This is a genomic window from Spirosoma foliorum, assembly GCF_014117325.1.
GTDB lineage: Bacteria > Bacteroidota > Bacteroidia > Cytophagales > Spirosomataceae > Spirosoma > Spirosoma foliorum.
Genome location: NZ_CP059732.1, coordinates 8,009,980 through 8,026,568, shown reverse-complemented (window position 1 = coordinate 8,026,568; position 16,589 = coordinate 8,009,980). Strand labels below are relative to the sequence as shown.

Below are 16,589 nucleotides of genomic sequence, written 5' to 3'. Positions count from 1 at the left end.
GCTTGTTGATTATTATTGAGATCGTACTTAATGAAGTACTTCCATATCGACTAATTCGCTAAACACCTCCTGACCAACCACATCTTCGACCGAGTCTACTTCATGAAGATTCAGGAGCAAGTCCCGTAAATCTTCAGTAATCTCATAGGTTTGATATAGTCTACGGTCGAATAAGATTGGCGCCTGTTCCAAATCACACAATGAGTAGCGATTTTCATTAAAAGCAAGGCGCTTGACCTGATTTAAAGACTTATTCTTGACTATTTCTGGCTCCAAAAATAAGTGAATGAAGTTCCAGCCTTCCCATTGGCCTGGGTATTGTTTCAGATAAGGCCAAAATGAATCGTATAACTGCTGCATAGCCTCCTGGCAATACATGTCCCGATCGCTTCGTACAATTGGACGAATTGGTTTAAGACAATGCAGCACATTGATCATATCAGACTTCCGATAACTCACTACCGGTATAATAGGCACACCAGCCGCGTGGGATAAATAGCCAACTCCTTTCCGTGTTAAGACACGGCGCTGGCCAAAACGCACCGATAAGAATTGAGATTCCTCTCCAGCTTCAGGAGCCGTTTCGGGACTCCCGTCTACAAATACAATCAGGGAACGGCCTGCTTTAAGCTCACGCAGTACGGTTAATCCAGCAGATGGACTGCCTGTTTCAACCACCCGAAACACATTGGTAAGGCCATGTTTTTCCCTTAACCCTTCAATATGTTCCGTCATCTCTGCGCCCTGGCTGCGGTTCATGTTACTGCCAACCAGTAACACGCAGTCAACCCCCTTCCGAAACAACACACTAGTCAACAATCGGTATGACCCGAGATGATAGGTGCAATAAATTTTGGGGCTATGCTCTTTATCCAGCACATTATGGGCTCCACGCAACTTTACCAGATCACCTGCTGTTAAGCACTTCTGATCAAACGTTGTAAAGACTTGTTGCAACAACAGCTCCCGAAAAAGCGTTTCGTGTTCTTTGCGGGGTATTGAAGGAAGTAAATTCTCAACATTTGCAGAGAATGTTGTATACTTCATTAAATAACCCCGTTCTTTGGACAAGTCCACCTGTTCGAAGTGGTGGCGACAGGTTTCTAGCTCCTGTTTGTAAAGTTGCCGTGTGGTAAGCATAGCTACTGTAGCTTAATTAGATTAAAGCGAGAAAACGGGTTTTGAGAGACTTGTAAAGTTTGATCCAACATCCCAACGACAGCACTCGCCATCCATAGCTACAAACTTCATCAGATTGTTAGATTCTGATTTGGTAGCTGGTTTTGTGATGCTTTTGATAGCCTGGGTTGCTTTGATAGAGAATTTCTTTTCCATGATGATGTATACGATTGATTTGTAATTGCTTGTTTTTGATGATACAAAGCTACTAGCCTGGGGAGGGCGCATCAATCGCAAAAAAGTCATGATTATCCGTTGTAATTAGTTAAATATTACCACTATATTAGTACGCGTTTTTATTATGAAGACAGCATGAAGGAAATTCAGATCCGACGAGACTTTCTGAAAAAACCATTCAGCAGCTTGATTATACTACTTTGTATTGTAGGGTTAATCGAGGCTGTTAGCTGGTCGATTGGCTATAAATTGAAAATTAAAATTGTACATGATGAAGGTGGTATACTTCAGTACATCGGCCTGATAATTCGTGGACTGTTTCTGCCTGAGTTATTCACTCTTTTTATTACAATTACACTCCTTAACCTCTTCCATCGTATTTGGAATATTCATTCTGTTGAGTATAACTGGCGTTCTATTTATAAATATGAATTGCGTTTCTTACCTGTTTTGTTGTTCGCTTTCTTAGCCTTTAACCCTGGTACGCAAACCATTCGCTTTATCTTAGAGAGCTTCCCTAATTACTCATGGTCTAATTATTGGCAGAAATACATATTACACACATTTACCTGGACAGTATATTTTAAATATCTGTTTCCGGTAATCCTGATAGGTTACATCGCCATGAATGTGTCACTTCTTCAGGACTATCTAAAACAACGTCGGGAAGCTCAAGAAGCTGCTGAAGCCGAAGCTGCCGAAGCGTCACAAAAGGTTCTAGCCTTATCCGAAACGTTTTCACCACCACCTGTACCAGCAACTCCCTCACCTTATCTCAGTTATATAAAAGGCAAAAGCAATTTGGGAGAAATAGACTTTCCAGTTAATGAAGCCTATTACTTCACTGTCGAGGATCGATTCTATTATGCCGAAACGCTGAAAGAACGGTATATGGTCAGCAAAACGCTCAACGATCTCGAGACGGAACTAGACCCAACTCAATTTTTCCGGATTAAGCGCGATTATATCGTTAACCGCCAAGCGGTGTTACATTACTCATATTGGGAAAATGGTAAGTACATCGTTACGCTCAATACGCCTGATCATCATAAGATTATTGTACCCCGCGTTCGGATGCATGAGTTTCGGGAATGGCTACAGGGTCGTGATGCCAGTAAGCCAGAACATGCTAATCTATTATAGTTCGCTCAGGCCGCTGATCTACCTTCCTTTTTATACGCCCAATCTTTTCCTCCGCTAAACCAACAGTTAGTGGGTCATGCCACATATGACTTATTGTGGGTTTGAATATCATTTGTTGATTTAATTTATCGAATGTTTTCTGTCTGAAATCACCTATTTTATGTGTGATTTCACCTAAATAGCTCCATCGCTACACTAATTAGGCTAGCATCGAGCTACTTTTCTTATTACTGCGCACGTTCTGTGTGCTCTTTACCTGCTCTATTAATTACCAATACAAGCTCACATTAGCGTACCTAAATACGTATGATTTTCTATTCTGCTAATCATTTGTTACAAGTTGATTGGCGTAAGAAGTTACCTTACTTCTAATTTTTTAAGTGATTTCGTCCGGTGAAATGGTGATTTCAGACAAAACGGATTGCTTTCTTCTTGGAGACCATTCTACTTTCGGCTCAGTATATCAAAGCTTTCCGCTTATCCACCTCATAAATCCGCTTAGTGTATCATGTCAAACTTAAGAGACGCGATAGCCGTCAATTAGCTATAGCCTTATTGATTCTAACTGCTCTACAATCTTCAGGACAGCCCTTCATTAGCCCGAGCATAGTCAATAATCGACACAAATTTCTCAAAAGTTAGAGCTAAGCGAATATTTCAGTTTACCTGGCGGTACCACTAGCGTTAAAAATAATAAGCCCCTACTAGTTTAATTAGTAGGGGCTTATTATGTGCAAGCAGTCTACTTTTGGTTGTTGCAGCACAACAGGAGTCAACACTTTAACTCAAATTCAGTAGGATCTTTAGCACAAGCAAGTACTAGTTTTGCCGTTAATGTGAATGAAGCCAACTGTAGTTACTGACTGGCTATATATAAAGTATACTGGCTACATCTGTACTATCTGAAGCTCCACTGATTCTATTCGACAAATTGGTAGACGTTATTCAGACAAGACGATCGATTACGCCAATAAACATAGCGTGCATGTAATCAAGTCAATTCCACTAAACACGTTCAGTATTTTATAAAAGATTGTTTTCAAACAGTATATAGTCTCCAACAATATCCTTATTTACGCAGGGTACGCTAGATATTACCTAACTATTAATAACAAAAATGATACCTTACTTAGCCAAATTGGTCTAGTTATTATGTCTATATTAGTACTCTATTTAATGAAGCTCAGCGTATGAAGGAAATTCGACTTACACGCGCCTTTCTAAAAAATCCGTTTAACGGCATATTGATCTTGTCGAGCATCTATTCGTTCATTGAAATAATAAGCTGGAGTATTGCCTTTGATCGTAAATTAGCAAAAGCGGAAAAAGTAGGGGGGGGGCTTAAAGTACAGCTTTATGGTTATTCAAACCATGGTACTTCCAGAGATATGTACTGTATTTGTCATTACATACCTTATTTTTCAAGCACATAAGTGGTTTAAGCTTAATACTATTGCTAATAAATGGTCAGCAATAGTTCGATATGAGCTATATTTCTTACCAATTATAATGCTCTCATTCTTGTTTTTTAATCCAATTACACAAACAGTTCGGTATTTTTTAGAGAACGGGCCTGACTATTCTTGGAAAGATTATTGGGATGGATATATTATCTATACCTACAGTTGGAAGATTTACTTCCAATATTTAACCCCAATACTTTTAATTGGCTACATATCTATCAACCTATCACTCCTCAAAGATCACTTAAAACAACGTCAAGAATATCATGAGCTTATTGAAGCTGAATTAGAAAAGAAAGCGATAGCACTATCTACAACTTCCTCACCAAAGTCTAAAACCTCTTCGCCCTATCTAACGTACCTAAAAGGTAGAAATACAACTGGAGAACTGGACTTCCCAATTAATGACGTCTATTATTTTACCATTGAAGATCGGTTCTACTATGCCGAGTTGGCCAAAGGACGCTATTTAATCAGTAAAACCTTAAATGAACTGGAAGCCGAGCTAAACCCCGCTCATTTTTTGCGTATTAAGCGGGACTATATCGTTAACAGACAGGCAATAGAAAGCTATACCCATTGGGAAAATGGGAAATATAGCATCAGGCTCAACACGCCTAAACCACACACTATCGTTATACCACGCACCCGGATGCAGGAACTTCGTGAATGGTTACAACAAGAAGACTTACAGCCGCTCGAAACGGTTTCCTAAAAATTTAGAGATAGTTTTTTACGGCAATACTGTAGCGAGGTAATTGCCGGATACTGTCTAGATTAAGTTTTTTGGCGATGTGGGCTTTATGATTCACGGCAGTTCGGTAGCTAATATTTAACCGATCGGCAATTTCGGTAGCTGTATGCCCACTGGCAACCATCCGTAACACTTCTCGTTCTCGCTCGGTCAGGCGATTCAACTCCTCCCGTGTCGATTCAGAAATAATATCGACACCGAAGTTTTTGAGTAAATCCATGAATCCACTGCTGTAATAACAGCCTCCGTTACTAACGGTTTGGAAACAGCGGTACAATTCTTCTAAACCATCGGTGGCATACAGAAACCCAAAGAATCCCTTTTGCATAGCCTTAGCTACCGTTCGGAGATCGGGTTTGCGCGTATACAAAATGAACTTTGTTTGCTGATTGGCGCTTTGCATCTGCTCGACGATTTCGAAGCTTCGCTCGCCCGAAATTTCAGATTCCAGAATAACACATTTGGGGCGCTTCACCATAATCTGCTGAAGTGTGTCTTCCATTTCAACAGCACGGCCAACAACATTGTAGCCCTGTTCCTTCAATAATTGGCTTAAGACTTCGCAGGTGAACAGCTCTGATTGAGCAACGAGAATAGAAAAGTCTCGCCTACGAATAGCGAAGTTTTTGGTGACCTCTTGGACACCGATTGATTGATTCATGATCTATTACATATATGGGTGGATGAATGTACTACCAATACTTGGATTTTTATAACACACTGTGAATGAAATCAACAATTTTAAGTATGAAACAAACCAAAAGGTTTAAACACCCTAGTTTAATTCACGAAAAAGCGAGATAAGCACCCATTTAGCGTAGGGTGATTTCACACTTTTTGGGTGATTTCACACCAAAAATGGGTGATTTCACTCAGATCGGTTTGTTTTCAGTAATTACAAGGGCCAATTTTGATCAAGTCAATTGCAAAACACGTTTAGCCAAGTAGGGTGATGAATCAGGAAGAATCAGCAGTATTTTCTAGCTACGAAGCGTCAGCAGAAGAGATACAAAAAGTGATTATGGAATGGGCAAGAGCGACAGAAGCGTTTCACGGCCGCTATGCCAAACTGAATCAGGTCATCAATTCCTTACAGGTTGCGGCACGCCGTAATCCCAAATTTAATCGGACACGGTTGCGGCAACTGATTGATTTACGTGAGCACATGAGTGACGTTCTGATGACGCTGCTACTCGACATGTCGGGGCAGAAGTCTGGTCGCTCAGCTCAACCTTCCAAACCGGGTCAGCTCCATTCGCATGCCAGCTTGCTGGACGAACTGAACCGTAAAATTGATGCCGAACTGATTAGCTTCACAACGGTAGCTCAAGCGTAGTGTTCACCCTCCCCTGTTGATAAAGGTAAGCCCCACTCTATGACATATAGCTGGGGCTTTTTTTATGCCTTGTTTCTTGTTTAACCGGAGATAACCGTTCCTAATAAACCCGATATCTCCATATCAATACGCTTGAAGTGCATGAACTCGGTCAAAAGCTGATCAGATTCCTCAGGTGATTTATTTCTCGATTCACGAAGCAGTTGCTGCAAAGCGGTCATTCGTTGCTCAGCGAGTATTTTTTTGATTCGCAGGATATTTCGGTAGGCCGCATCCGCCAGAATACCTATTTCCTCTTCTGATGGCACAAAGATCTCATGCTTTCCCCAGCCATCACTGATTTCATAACGAGGTGTTGTTAGATGAATTGCCTCATGCTGCAATTCCACGTCTCTATCGCTATTCCCTTCTCCAGGTTGTCGACTTAAGAAATCATTCGCAGTCAGTATATCTCCCCGATTATAGGCTTCCCGAAATAACGTCAGAATAAGGTCGTAGGGCGATGTTTGAAACTCAATATCGTGGAGTTCACTCAGTACGTATTGACAAAGCGTAATACCCGGCTCAAGTTCTCGTACGCCATGATTTATTAACAACCGAACGCATTCTTCTTCCTGATACGATATAGGCGTTTTAACGGCCTTTACGCGCTCAACAGAAACCGACTGCCTACTTGGGGGTACATCAATCCCAAAATCGCTTAAATCAGGTGATTCGACGCTGAATCCATCTAACAGCGAATTTATATCGTCCAGCGAAGGCTCATTCGTACTTAAAGTATTACTTGAAGATGGCTGCTGCCTTCCTGCACCCGCCGAACGTTGCTGGCGTTCCGAATCTTTTTTGTTTTGCTCCTGCTGTTTTCGAAGTAATCGGTTGATTTCAGAAATAACTGACTGCTCACTTACATGAAACACCTGTGCAACGCGCTGCGAGAGTGTCTGGCGTTTCAGCGGATCGGGTATTCTGGTAATACTGGCACATACATCGGATATACCCTCGGCCCGCTTTAACGGATTATCACCTGCCTCCGTTAACCATCGGCTGGCTTTGAAGTCAATGAAATCCTGAGATTGCTCTTTGATGTATGTTTTAAAGGCATCTGCTCCAACTTTATGCACATAACTGTCCGGATCTTCGCCGTCAGGCAGTAATAGCAAGCGAAGATTTAACCCTTCTTCCAGAACCATGTCCAGACCACGCAGAGCCGCTTTAATACCAGCGGCATCACCATCGTAAAGAATCGTGACGTTTGGTGTAAACCGGGCAATGAGTCGAATCTGCTCTGTTGTCAGCGAAGTGCCCGACGAAGCCACTACATTTTTGATGCCTGCCTGATGCAGTGAGATTACATCTGTATAACCTTCTGTCAAATAGCAAACATCTTCCTGTCGAATAGCCTGTTTAGCCTGGAAAATTCCGTATAATACCTGGCTTTTATGGTAAACTGTCGTTTCGGGCGAATTGAGGTATTTAGGCTGATTCTTATCCGTTTTCAGAATCCGGGCACCAAACGCAATTACCCGGCCCGATACGTTGTGGATCGGGAACATAACCCGCCCTCTGAACCGATCAAATACTTTATTATCTCCTCCAGCGTTGCCTTCCTTAATTAAAATCAGACCGGCCTTTTCAAGTAGATCCCGACTATAACCTCTTCGTTGACCTTCCAGTAAGAGAGAGTCCCATTGGTCGAGTGTGTAACCAAGCTCAAACGCTTCCATAGTTGGGTTCGTAAAGCCCCGCTCACGGAAGTAGCTTAAGCCGATGCTTTTCCCCTCATCCGTTTTCAAGAGTGTTTCCTGAAAAAACGTTTTAGCGAAGTTGAGCACGATAAGAAGGCTTTCCCGCTCGTTCTGCCGCAGGAGATCTTCTGGAGTCTGCTCCTCTTCTTCAATTTCAATGCCATACTTTTTGGCCAGATACCGTAGCGATTCGCCATAACCGATATTCTCGATATCCATCACAAACCGAACAGCATCGCCCGCTTTGCCACAACCAAAGCACTTATAAATCTGTCGGGTTGGGTTTACATTGAACGAGGGCGTTTTCTCATTATGAAAAGGGCAGCAGGCAATGTAATTGCTTCCACGCTTCTTCAGGGAAACGAAATCGTTTATAACCTCCAGAATGTCGACAGATTGGCGAATTCGTTCAACGGTTTCTTCGGGAATACGCATTAGAGATGATCAGGTTTTATCAAGTATTAAATCTACAACGAAGTTAACGTATTGTGTACAGCGGTGTCAATAGATGTAATTTTCGGGCCTTTTTTCTGGCAACATTTTTGCTAAACTCCCTATTGACGTTCTGCCGCATCGCCAATACATCTACTTTTTTTATCCGATTCACCGTATGAATGTACATTTTCCTTCTGTTCGTAAGAGCTCAACTACAAGGTATGGCTCTCAACGCACCCATTTAAGCCTATTTACTACACTCCTATTTATCGCTTTTCTGCAGGCTTGTCGGATGCAGTCTACGGATGATGTTCAGCCAACCTTAACGACAGGCAAAGCAGCTGATCAATATTCGGCTGATGTCGCAACTGCGTGGGCAGCTCTGCAATTGAAACTGACGAAAACCACCGCAGGTTTCAGTCCTCCTGTAGCATCGCGGGCTTTTGGTTACGCAGGTCTAACCATGTATGAATCGGTTGTTCCGGGAATTGCCAATCGAAAGTCTATGGCTGGGCAAGTCCAAGGGCTAACTACGCTCCCATTGGCCGAGGCTGGTAAAGAGTATAACTGGGCCCTCAGCGCCAATGCAGCTCAGGCTCAAATTATACGCAGTTTATTTCCGACTACAAGTGCCGCAAACAAAACGACCATTGACTCCCTCGAAACAGCCTTATTGACGGCCAATAAAGCGACTGACGAAACAGTCAACGAACGGTCGATCTCTTTTGGTAAGAAAATAGCCGACGCTTTATTCGAGTGGTCGAAAACCGATGGGGGCGATGCCGGTTATACCCGCAATTTCCCCGCAAGTTATGTTGTACCTACGGGAGCTGGTATGTGGCAGCCAACTGAAAATGGCCAAAAGATTCCGATGCAACCTTACTGGGGTAAAAATCGGACGTTTGTTAAGGCAAATAACGATCTGCCAATGCCTAAACCGATGGCCTATTCAACGGATGTTAAATCCGCTATTTTCAATCAGTATCTTGACGTTTATAATAAGGGGAAAAGTCTGACTCAAACGGAAAAAGAAATTTCCCTCTGGTGGTCCGATAATCCAGGCGATTCGTTTACTCCTCCAGGGCATTCGTACAGCCTGGCTCGTATTGCCGTAACAGCTACCAAAGCAAATCTGGCCAAAGCCGCCGAAACGTTTGCCCGTACTGGTATAGCCGTAGCCGATGCCTTTATTCTGTGCTGGCGCTGCAAGTTCACCTATAATAACATCCGGCCTTATAATTACGTCCGGTTGACTGTCGATCCGGCCTGGGTACCTTTTTGGCCAGCTCCGCCTTTTCCAGGTTATCCATCAGGTCATGCAACTCAGTCATCGTCAGCAGCTGTTGTATTGACCGCGTTATTTGGCGAAAACTTTGCGTTTACGGATGATTCACACGTTGGTCGTCCTGACGATCCACTACGGCACATTGCTTTTAAAGCCCGTTCATTTACCTCTTTTGAAGCTTCGGCTCAAGAATCTGCCGATTCGCGCTTCTATGGCAATATTCATACTCGTCAGGATAACGAAACAGGTTTAGCTGAAGGCAAGAAAATCGGTGCTAACATTAATGCACTAGCCTGGGCGAAATAAATAATCCGCAAAAAAGAGTTTGGCGTAAGAAGATTATTGGTTTGTTAACCACAACCTTCTTACGCCAAACTCTTTTTACTTAAAACTAAGATTAGTACGCCCGCACCAATTTCCCCTCCATGAAGTTCACGAAGGCTTTGTTGACCACTACATTACCACCAGGAGTTGGGTAATTACCCGTAAAATACCAGTCGCCCGAATGATTAGGGCAGGCTTTATGTAAATTCTCAACTGTCTGATAAACAACCGCTACTTCGGCCTTCAGATCAGGTGGCGTAACAATTTGAGCTACTTTTTTAGATAATTCTTCGTGCGTAAAGGGATCAAACAGGGCCTTTACATAGTTCTGTTGATTGGCATTGCCTGATTCAATTGCAGCCACGCACTGGGCATAAACTTCATCCAGCAAATCGTCCATACCCCGCTCCCGCAGTAATTCGAGCGCAGCTCGGAAGCCAATAAACTCTTTGAATTTCGACATGTCGATGCCGTAGCAATCGGGGAAGCGAATCTGAGGAGCCGACGAAACAATAATGATCTTCTTAGGTCCCAGACGATCCAGCATACGCAGAATACTTTTCTCGAGCGTAGTGCCTCGTACAATCGAGTCATCGACCACAACGACATTATCCTGGCCTTTTTTGATGACCTCAAAGGTAGTGTCGTATACATGCGACACCATATCGTCTCGCTGTGAATCGTCGGTAATGAACGTCCGGAGTTTCACGTCTTTAGCAACCAGCTTTTCAATACGCGGTCTAAAAGAAAGTACCCGGTCCAATTCCTCCTCGAACAGAATCCCTTCCATAATCGCTTTTTTGCGTTGTTTATAGAGGTATTCTTCCAAACCCTCAACCATGCCAAAGAAGGCCGTTTCGGCTGTGTTCGGAATGTAGGAGAAAACGGTATTTTCGAGATCGTAGTCGATTTCTTTGAGAATCTGCGGAATCAGCAGTTTACCCAATGACTTGCGTTCGTTGTAAATATCAGGATCGGTAGCTCGCGAGAAATAAATCCGCTCGAAACTGCACGATTTCTTTTCGATAGGCGTAACGAACTCCTGCTCTGCATACTCACCATATTTATCGACAATGAGCGCATGCCCAGGTTTCACTTCCTGAATAGCACTGTAATCGACATTGAAGGCAGTTTTGATAGCCGGTTTCTCTGAGGCAACGACAACTACTTCGTCGTCGGCATAATAATAAGCAGGCCGAATACCAGCTGGATCACGAGCAACGAATGCGGCACCATAACCTGTCATGCCTACCATGGCGTATCCACCGTCGAAATCACGACAAGAACGGTGCAAAACACGCTGAAGGTCCAGATTATCTTCAATAATATCCGACAGATCCGGGTTTTCGTAGATGCCTTTAAAGCGTTCGAATACGCGCTGGTTCTCTTCGTCCAGGAAATGTCCGATTTTTTCCATCACCGTAATCGTGTCAACTTTATCCTTGGGATGTTGACCCAGCGAAACCAGTTTTTTGAACAGGTCATCAACATTCGTCATGTTGAAATTACCCGCTACCACCAGATTACGACTCCGCCAGTTACTTTGCCGAAGCATAGGATGGCAGTTTTCGATTTCGTTGGCCCCGTGTGTGCCATACCGAAGGTGCCCCATCCAGACTTCGCCCGTAAAGGCAATGTTTTCCTGAAGCCATTTAGCGTCTTTAGCCTTTTCTTTATTGCCTTTGAGCGCTTTCCGGAATTTCTTATTGACTTTTTCGAAGATGTCCGTTACAGGTCGCTGATCAACTGATCGATATCGGCTGATATAACGGCTACCGGCCGGAACATCAATTTTTATATTGGCGATACCGGCACCGTCCTGGCCTCGGTTAACCTGCTTTTCCATGAGCAGGTAGAGTTTGTTGGCTCCATAAAGAGCCGTTCCGTACTTATCTATGTAATATTGGTACGGTTTGCGGAGCCGGATTAAGGCTATACCGCACTCATGCTTAATGGCGTCGCTCATGAGAGAGTTTATCGATGCACGTTGATTGTAGTCAGTAATGAAGTAACGGCTCCGCTTTGGCAATGGTTCGGCAGAGCACTAAACAAAGATAGACAAAAGAGCCCCTAATTCCCGGCTATCTTTTCTTTATTCGTTACCCAGCGGTACATCAATAAATAAATAATCACCGACGAAATCGTCCCAATCAACGAACCAGCATAGGTATCTTCAACAAAATGCTGAAACAAATAAACCCGAGAATAACCCGCTAGAACGCCCAGAAGCAGATAAATAATACCTCTCTCCTTCTGCTTGTCCAGAAACGCCAGTAGGCCAAATACCGCAAAAGCCGTGGTTGTATGTCCCGATGGAAAGCTGTTGTAGCTATGAATATCCAACCCTTTAATGATGTGGTACTCAAAGGTTGAATGCTCAAAAAATTTCAGTGGCCGGGGAGAGCCATTAAAAATAATCTTCTTAAAAAACTCAGATGTAAGTGAGGAAAGTGCAAAACTGGCGAAGCCCATCAAGCCGATACGCCACTTATAAATCAACATAACCAGGCAAAGAATCACAAAAAATGCGCCGTCGCCCATATAGGTAATGTAAGGAAATAGCTGATCGGCTAGAGGACTATTCCGGGCATTGACCCACTGCATTAACTGTGCCTGAGTGTAAACCACTTGCAATAAACCCACTACGAGTAAGACAAGAAGATAGGCCAGGAAGAAAAAACGATTTTTGCGCAGAAAGTCGAAAACCATTGGCAGCAAATTCGGCGAATTAATTGGTGGGTACGGATTTTTCAACCGTAATTCCTACACTCAGAATATTAAGTAAGGGGTCCTGACGCATATATTGCTTGATCTGGACGGTGTATTTACCAGGCTTCGGGAATCGGTAGTTATGTTTCATCAAAACCTTGTGATCAAACAGGTCTCCTAATCCATCGCCGTTAGGTTTCCCGGTTTTGGGGTCCATCAAAATCAGCTCATCCAGACGGGATTCCAGTTCTTTACCACTTGCATCGCGCAGATAACGAGTCAGATACAGATTATAGTAGCCGTAGGACAGGCTGTTGCGGAGGTTATAGTAGATATTGTAGGGAACCGATGTATCCGTGATCTCGAACGTAAACGACGGTGCGTTTTTGATGTACCACTTTCCATCATCGATATCGGTGTACTCTTTATATACCGCATTTGTATCGCAGCCAGCAAACAGCCAGACGATCAATACTACCAATCCCAATTGTTTCATAAACCTCGTGCCGAATAATGTACAAAGCTACGACGGTACCGCTGGCTTTTCAAACGATAAAAAACTACTCAAATAGTTTGCAAACGATAAAAATAGTTATAGGTTTGTCTTATGGAAAAGTTAACAGCGAAGGAAGAAGAAGTAATGCAGGTGCTCTGGAAAATGGAGCAAGGGTATGTTAAAGACATGGTTCCGCAGTTTACGGACCCTCCATTGCATTATAATACCGTTTCGACTATTGTTCGTAATCTCGAAGAAAAAGGATACGTGGGCCATAAAGCGTATGGCAATACCCATGAATACTATCCCATAATCACGAAGGAAGCCTACCAGAACCGGTTTGTTTTAACGAAGGTTGTGGATGAGTATTTCGATAATTCGTACAAGAACCTCGTCAGTTATTTTGCTAAGAATGAGAAGATTTCGGCCGATGAACTGCGTGAGATTCTGGCTATGATCGAGAAAAAATAGACATGAGTGCCCAAGAGTAGTCAAGTATGGTCAGGTCTATTTATCACTAGTACCACACTTGACTGCTTCTGACCAACTCCTTTCCACACCCTTTAACCATGGAAATTTTACGCTACGCAGTATTGGTGAATGCACTTCTGGCTATTGTCAGCATTGCTTATTACGTTTTACTTCGACGTGAAACGTTTTTTAGCGCCAACCGATTAGCTCTGTGGTTAGGTTTAGCTGGTGCTCTGTTCCTCCCCTTACTCAAACTCCCCGATTGGCGGCCAGAGCGTGTCCGAACCGTGATGCACAGGACAGCGCAGGTAATTGTTCCAAGGGTTTTGCCCAATTTAGCATCGAATCAACCGGAAGTAACCGTCACGTTTCCAGATAAAAAGACATATAAGCTGTTCCGGCATACGTCCGCAAAATTTACGTGGTCGTGGCCAACTGGACTCTTACTATTCTATGTAAGTGGGGTTTTCGTATTAATTATTCGATTTGGTATTCAGCTATTCTCCTTGCGACGACTTATTCGAAAATCGACACATGAGCCCTACGATGACTTTACGTTGGTTCGCAACGAGAACACCACCTCACCTTTCTCCTTTTTTAACTGGGTTGTCCTGAATCCCAATTACCATGCACCCGACGAACTGGATCAGATTCTCAGACACGAGCGCGTGCACGTACGAGATCGACACAGTTTCGATATGCTGGGAGCTGAACTGGTGTGCATTGTTTTCTGGTTCAATCCGGCGGCTTACCTATTCCGGCAATTGCTCCATCAAACCCTCGAATTCAGTGCCGACCGAGCCGTATTGGCCGAAGGAGTTGATGCCCGATCGTATCAGTACAACCTGATTAAAGTGAGCCTATCGACGGGGTAGTCAGTTGGGCTAAGTTATTTTAACGGATCATAATATCCCCAGCTACCCGAGTAACAACCTTTGCAATAAGCTGTAAAGAACTGATTATGTACTCCTTTACTAATCAATTTAGTGGTCCAACGCTGCGCCAGCGTGTCAGTATGATGAACAATCATCGTTCGGGCTCATCAGCCTGGTGGCGATATACACTTTGGGCAATCTTAATAGGTACAATGGGTCTGGCCTGTCGGTATACAGACAAACAGGGGGAGCAAACTTCGCGTCCACACATGCTTCCTGCCAGCAGTCCAACGCGGGCAATGGTCTTAGACTTAGAGGACAAAGGAACCTGGTATCGGCATCATGCTTTATTTCAAAACAAACTCGGCACCACCGTTGTCGAAAGTAAGCCGGTTGTCTTGCATTTGGAGGGGAATAAATTCATAGTTCCCGATGATTACAAGTACGAATCGGCCGTATACATTGATGGAAAAGAAGTACCAGTTGATGCTTTAGAAAAACTTTCGCCGGAGTTTGTCCGTGAATTGTTCGTGATGCATCAATGGGAAAACATGGCAAACATCGATACCAAAGCCAAGCCCTATCAGATTATTGTTCAGACTAGCCAGCAACCCATTCCATTTGACGTATTCCGTAAGCAATTCTTTACGTTGTTGCAGGCAGCGGCCGTTTCTCAACATCCTCTTGGTGAGAGTTTCTCTTTTAACATGAATCAATTGCTTGAAGCCACGTTTTTTCACAACAAAAACGCGCTGGTCGAACGAACTAAGGATGAACATTTAAAACTATACGACGACTTCGCGAAAACGACGGATATTTTTATCAACAACTTACCTGCTACTCCTGCCGCTGTAAAAACGGTTCATGTTCGTGAAGTAGCTCGGCTCTACACCAAAGAACGATCTTACCGGGCATGGTTCCGCGCCGATAACCCTTTGCCCCGCTTCGAGTTGAATATTCAAACCACGCCCAAACGAGCCAAACGAGATAGTAGCTATTACGTTTTCAGCCCATTTTATTCCGGTGATTTTTAATCAGATTCGCTAATTAACAAGAAACCCCGACCTAAGTAGGTCGGGGTTTCTTGTTAAGAGACTTTACCGTTTGGGGCAGGGCGAGGTGAATTTCCCTCGGGGCCGCGCGGTTTTTTCTTTTTCTTCTTATTCGTTGACTTCGACGTGTACTTGGCATCTAGTTTCTGCAAATCGCTATTAAGAGCCGCGGCTGTAACGGGCTCTTTTTCAGCAATTGGCATCAGTAAGTCAAACGACTCCGGAACAATACCGTTTTTATTTAGCTCAACAATTTCCAGTACTCGGGCAATGGGCAATGGATGCCAGGTGCTTTCGGCTCCATAACCAAACCACATCAGTTTACGGAAAATATCGGTTTTCTGCAGATACGCCCGGCCCTTTTGGGTTTCCAACGGTTTTTCGATCGTCGGAATGTCGCGCAGGGCGTCCATGTACGTATCCAATTCGTAGTTCAGGCAGCATTTCAATCGTCCACACTGACCCGATAATTTTGCTGGGTTCAATGATAAGTTCTGATAACGAGCCGCCGACGTGGCAATATTTTTAAAGTCCGTCAACCAGGTTGAGCAGCAGAGTTCTCGCCCACAGGAACCAATGCCACCTAATCGTCCCGCTTCCTGACGAAGACTAATCTGGCGCATTTCAATGCGAGCCTTGAATTCACTCGCCAGCATTTTGATTAACTCCCGAAAATCAACACGTTCTTCGGACGAATAATAAAATGTCGCCTTCGTATTATCTGACTGAAACTCAACGTCAGACAATTTCATGTTAAGTTTTAACTCCCGGACAATTTCGCGGGAACGATAAAGCGAAGGCAAGTCACGCAGAACAGCCTGTTCATGCCGTTCCATATCTTTGGGGGTAGCCAGGCGATGAATAACTTTGGTGTCATCGTTAATCTTAATCGCCCTCTTTTTCACTTGTAATCGTACGAGTTCGCCCTGCAATGAAACAGCTCCAATATGGAAGCCTGATTGCATTTCGACCACAACATAGTCGCCCGTAGTCAGATCAAGCTGATGAACATTCCGATAATACTCTTTCCGGCCCCCTTTGAATTTGACCTCTACAACGTCGTATTTCAGACCTGGCATCGCAATATCGCTGAGCCAGTCAAATGAATTTAATTTATTGCAACCTCCGGTGCTACATCCACCACT

Annotated in this window: 15 protein-coding genes; 7 read left to right on the top strand and 8 right to left on the bottom strand. The window is 43.7% G+C overall.

Annotated elements, in window-relative coordinates; translation table 11 throughout:
• Positions 1-27: 27 nt before the first annotated feature.
• Positions 28-1,140, bottom strand: coding sequence for a lysophospholipid acyltransferase family protein (locus tag H3H32_RS33900; protein ID WP_182460125.1), 1,113 nt, complete (start codon positions 1,138-1,140; stop codon positions 28-30).
• 21 nt (positions 1,141-1,161) lie between these two features.
• Positions 1,162-1,335 (bottom strand): hypothetical protein, encoded by a 174-nt coding sequence (locus tag H3H32_RS33895; RefSeq protein ID WP_182460124.1) that lies wholly within the window; start codon positions 1,333-1,335, stop codon positions 1,162-1,164.
• A 156-nt stretch (positions 1,336-1,491) separates the two neighbouring features.
• On the opposite strand from H3H32_RS33895, the gene H3H32_RS33890 reads away from it, so the two are divergent.
• On the top strand, positions 1,492-2,499 hold the full coding sequence (locus H3H32_RS33890; RefSeq protein WP_182460123.1) for a LytTR family DNA-binding domain-containing protein: 1,008 nt from the start codon (positions 1,492-1,494) through the stop codon (positions 2,497-2,499).
• A 1,356-nt stretch (positions 2,500-3,855) separates the two neighbouring features.
• Positions 3,856-4,677, top strand: a complete 822-nt coding sequence (locus tag H3H32_RS33885; RefSeq protein ID WP_240543575.1) for a LytTR family DNA-binding domain-containing protein — start codon at positions 3,856-3,858, stop codon at positions 4,675-4,677.
• A gap of 4 nt (positions 4,678-4,681) precedes the next feature.
• Here H3H32_RS33885 and H3H32_RS33880 read toward each other — a convergent pair whose 3' ends face one another.
• Positions 4,682-5,377 carry a LuxR family transcriptional regulator gene (locus H3H32_RS33880; protein WP_182460122.1) on the bottom strand — a complete coding sequence of 232 codons (696 nt, stop codon included), beginning with the start codon at positions 5,375-5,377 and terminating at the stop codon, positions 4,682-4,684.
• A gap of 291 nt (positions 5,378-5,668) precedes the next feature.
• On the opposite strand from H3H32_RS33880, the gene H3H32_RS33875 reads away from it, so the two are divergent.
• Entirely contained in the window at positions 5,669-6,052 is a 384-nt protein-coding gene (locus H3H32_RS33875) for a hypothetical protein (protein WP_182460121.1), read from the top strand.
• Between the two features lie 80 nt (positions 6,053-6,132).
• On the opposite strand, the gene dnaG is transcribed toward H3H32_RS33875, so the two are convergent.
• The gene (dnaG, locus tag H3H32_RS33870; RefSeq protein ID WP_182460120.1) at positions 6,133-8,232 is read right to left on the bottom strand and encodes a DNA primase; all 2,100 of its coding nucleotides are present in this window, start codon (positions 8,230-8,232) and stop codon (positions 6,133-6,135) included.
• 175 nt (positions 8,233-8,407) lie between these two features.
• On the opposite strand from dnaG, the gene H3H32_RS33865 reads away from it, so the two are divergent.
• Positions 8,408-9,823 carry a vanadium-dependent haloperoxidase gene (locus tag H3H32_RS33865; RefSeq protein ID WP_182460119.1) on the top strand — a complete coding sequence of 472 codons (1,416 nt, stop codon included), beginning with the start codon at positions 8,408-8,410 and terminating at the stop codon, positions 9,821-9,823.
• Positions 9,824-9,914: 91 nt separating this feature from the next.
• Here H3H32_RS33865 and H3H32_RS33860 read toward each other — a convergent pair whose 3' ends face one another.
• From H3H32_RS33860 to H3H32_RS33850, 3 genes are all read right to left on the bottom strand, one after another.
• Entirely contained in the window at positions 9,915-11,807 is a 1,893-nt protein-coding gene (locus tag H3H32_RS33860) for an amidophosphoribosyltransferase (protein WP_182460118.1), read from the bottom strand.
• A gap of 104 nt (positions 11,808-11,911) precedes the next feature.
• Entirely contained in the window at positions 11,912-12,550 is a 639-nt protein-coding gene (locus tag H3H32_RS33855; RefSeq protein ID WP_182464568.1) for a phosphatase PAP2 family protein, read from the bottom strand.
• 19 nt (positions 12,551-12,569) lie between these two features.
• Positions 12,570-13,046: a gliding motility lipoprotein GldH gene (locus H3H32_RS33850; RefSeq protein WP_182460117.1), complete on the bottom strand. Its 477-nt coding sequence runs from the start codon at positions 13,044-13,046 to the stop codon at positions 12,570-12,572.
• A 111-nt stretch (positions 13,047-13,157) separates the two neighbouring features.
• On the opposite strand from H3H32_RS33850, the gene H3H32_RS33845 reads away from it, so the two are divergent.
• The 3 genes from H3H32_RS33845 (at position 13,158) to H3H32_RS33835 (ending at position 15,426) form a co-directional block, all read left to right on the top strand.
• Positions 13,158-13,517 (top strand): BlaI/MecI/CopY family transcriptional regulator, encoded by a 360-nt coding sequence (locus tag H3H32_RS33845; protein WP_182460116.1) that lies wholly within the window; start codon positions 13,158-13,160, stop codon positions 13,515-13,517.
• Positions 13,518-13,615: 98 nt separating this feature from the next.
• A complete protein-coding gene (locus tag H3H32_RS33840) occupies positions 13,616-14,392 on the top strand; it encodes a M56 family metallopeptidase (RefSeq protein ID WP_182460115.1) in 777 nt (258 codons plus the stop codon).
• Between the two features lie 86 nt (positions 14,393-14,478).
• The gene (locus H3H32_RS33835; RefSeq protein ID WP_182460114.1) at positions 14,479-15,426 is read left to right on the top strand and encodes a hypothetical protein; all 948 of its coding nucleotides are present in this window, start codon (positions 14,479-14,481) and stop codon (positions 15,424-15,426) included.
• Between the two features lie 53 nt (positions 15,427-15,479).
• Here H3H32_RS33835 and H3H32_RS33830 read toward each other — a convergent pair whose 3' ends face one another.
• Positions 15,480-16,523, bottom strand: coding sequence for a PSP1 domain-containing protein (locus H3H32_RS33830; protein WP_182464567.1), 1,044 nt, complete (start codon positions 16,521-16,523; stop codon positions 15,480-15,482).
• Positions 16,524-16,589 lie beyond the last annotated feature (66 nt).

Excerpts from the sequence above, each read along its gene's own strand:
- H3H32_RS33900 (WP_182460125.1), bottom strand. The coding sequence starts at position 1,140 with ATGCTTACCACACGGCAACTTTACAAACAGGAGCTAGAAACCTGTCGC.
- H3H32_RS33895 (WP_182460124.1), bottom strand. The coding sequence starts at position 1,335 with ATGGAAAAGAAATTCTCTATCAAAGCAACCCAGGCTATCAAAAGCATC.
- H3H32_RS33890 (WP_182460123.1), top strand. The coding sequence starts at position 1,492 with ATGAAGGAAATTCAGATCCGACGAGACTTTCTGAAAAAACCATTCAGC.
- H3H32_RS33885 (WP_240543575.1), top strand. The coding sequence starts at position 3,856 with ATGGTTATTCAAACCATGGTACTTCCAGAGATATGTACTGTATTTGTC.
- H3H32_RS33880 (WP_182460122.1), bottom strand. The coding sequence starts at position 5,377 with ATGAATCAATCAATCGGTGTCCAAGAGGTCACCAAAAACTTCGCTATT.
- H3H32_RS33875 (WP_182460121.1), top strand. The coding sequence starts at position 5,669 with ATGAATCAGGAAGAATCAGCAGTATTTTCTAGCTACGAAGCGTCAGCA.
- dnaG (WP_182460120.1), bottom strand. The coding sequence starts at position 8,232 with ATGCGTATTCCCGAAGAAACCGTTGAACGAATTCGCCAATCTGTCGAC.
- H3H32_RS33865 (WP_182460119.1), top strand. The coding sequence starts at position 8,408 with ATGAATGTACATTTTCCTTCTGTTCGTAAGAGCTCAACTACAAGGTAT.
- H3H32_RS33860 (WP_182460118.1), bottom strand. The coding sequence starts at position 11,807 with ATGAGCGACGCCATTAAGCATGAGTGCGGTATAGCCTTAATCCGGCTC.
- H3H32_RS33855 (WP_182464568.1), bottom strand. The coding sequence starts at position 12,550 with ATGGTTTTCGACTTTCTGCGCAAAAATCGTTTTTTCTTCCTGGCCTAT.
- H3H32_RS33850 (WP_182460117.1), bottom strand. The coding sequence starts at position 13,046 with ATGAAACAATTGGGATTGGTAGTATTGATCGTCTGGCTGTTTGCTGGC.
- H3H32_RS33845 (WP_182460116.1), top strand. The coding sequence starts at position 13,158 with ATGGAAAAGTTAACAGCGAAGGAAGAAGAAGTAATGCAGGTGCTCTGG.
- H3H32_RS33840 (WP_182460115.1), top strand. The coding sequence starts at position 13,616 with ATGGAAATTTTACGCTACGCAGTATTGGTGAATGCACTTCTGGCTATT.
- H3H32_RS33835 (WP_182460114.1), top strand. The coding sequence starts at position 14,479 with ATGTACTCCTTTACTAATCAATTTAGTGGTCCAACGCTGCGCCAGCGT.
- H3H32_RS33830 (WP_182464567.1), bottom strand. The coding sequence starts at position 16,523 with ATGCCAGGTCTGAAATACGACGTTGTAGAGGTCAAATTCAAAGGGGGC.